The 1,516-nt window shown below is 61.1% G+C and carries 1 protein-coding gene and 1 tRNA gene; both read right to left on the bottom strand.

Going from position 1 to position 1,516, the window contains the following annotated elements; genetic code table 11:
• Positions 1-2: 2 nt before the first annotated feature.
• Positions 3-76 (bottom strand) — tRNA-Glu (locus ABHR76_RS10000).
• A 127-nt stretch (positions 77-203) separates the two neighbouring features.
• The coding region (locus ABHR76_RS09995) for a CCA tRNA nucleotidyltransferase (protein WP_346977648.1) at positions 204-1,516 on the bottom strand (1,313 nt) is incomplete at its 5' end.

The raw sequence follows: 1,516 nt of genomic DNA, 5'->3' as shown, positions 1-1,516 counted from the left end.
GGTAGCCCGTACCAGATTCGAACTGGTGATCTCCGCCTTGAGAGGGCGGCGTCCTAAACCGCTAGACGAACGGGCCACATGACATCTGCACTGCCGTGCTGCGAGGAAATATATTACGGGACAAAAAACGTCAGCGCAAGAAGAAATTCCAAATTGCCGAAAAATTGTCGGCAGGTTATGGAATACGCAGGTAAACTTGGTAGCTAATTCAAGTTGAGATGAACCAAAAGAGCTTCGCGCTCGTTGGGAATATCGTCTTCGATCACGGCGTCGAGGGCGGAGTTGAGAAGCTGACCCAGTTCCGGCCCGGGCTTGACTCCGGCACGGATCAGGTCGCCGCCGTTGATGGCGAGCATCTTGAGCGTATAGGGCTCCCCTGCCTTCAGCAGCTCGTGCGCCAGCGCGCGCATCTCCTCAATCGTCTCAACATAATAGAAGCACGACGGGGCCTTGCCAAGTGTGTCGGCACGCTTAAGGTCCATGAGCTCGTCAATCAGGCGGGCCGTGTCGACGCCCTCACCCGAAAGCGCGCGCATCATATTGAGCAGGCAGGAGCGCTCGGGGCGCAGCGGCTTGTCATGGTATTTGATGAGCAGGCACACGTCGCGCACCAAGTCGTGCGAGAGGGCCAGGCGATCCATAATGACGCGCGCCTTCTTGGCGCCGAGCTCGGGATGACCGTAGAAGTGTCCGCTGCCGGCGTGATCGACCGTGAAGCACTCGGGCTTGGACACATCGTGCAAAAACGCCGCCCACATAAGGCTCGACGAGGGCGCGACGCCGTCACACAGCGCGAGCTCCCCCGCCACCGTCAGCACACGGGCGATATGCACGTAGACGTTAAACGCATGATAGACACTGCGCTGATCAAACCCGCGACCCGCTGCCAACTCGGGCACGGCGGCGCAGATGAGCTCGGGATAGCGGAGCATCGCGTCTCCCCCATGACCGGTCGAAAGAATGCCCTCGAGCTCAATACCCACACGCTCACGCGCCACGGCTTCGAGCAGCGGCGCGCACTCGGCAAGCGCACGCTTGGTCTCGGGCTCAATCATAAAGTCCAGACGGCAGGCAAAGCGCACCGCACGCAGCATGCGCAGGGCGTCCTCGTTAAAGCGACGCTTGGGATCGCCGACAGCGCGAATCAGCTTGCGCTCCAAGTCACCCTGGCCGTCGTAGCGGTCGACAAGCCCGCGCTCGGGATGCCAGGCCATGGCATTGACGGTAAAGTCGCGGCGCGCCAGATCGTCCTCGAGCGAGGCGGCACGCTCCACACTCTGGGGATGGCGACCATCGGTGTAAAAGCCATCCAGACGGTACGTGGTGACCTCGATACGCTCGCCATCGGAAATAGCCGTGATTCCGCCAAATTTAATGCCCGACTCCACAACCGCGATGCCGGCGGCCTCGAGCGCCGCTTTGGACTCCTGCCACAGGCCGCTACAGCACATATCAACATCGTGGCTGGGGTACCCCATCAGGGCGTCGCGCACCCAACCGCCCACGTACCAAGCCT

The sequence above is a fragment of the Collinsella aerofaciens genome (assembly GCF_039752985.1).
GTDB classification, from domain to species: domain Bacteria; phylum Actinomycetota; class Coriobacteriia; order Coriobacteriales; family Coriobacteriaceae; genus Collinsella; species Collinsella aerofaciens_BT.
Note: the sequence above shows the minus strand (reverse complement) of the source record. Positions and strands in the feature narration are given on the sequence as shown.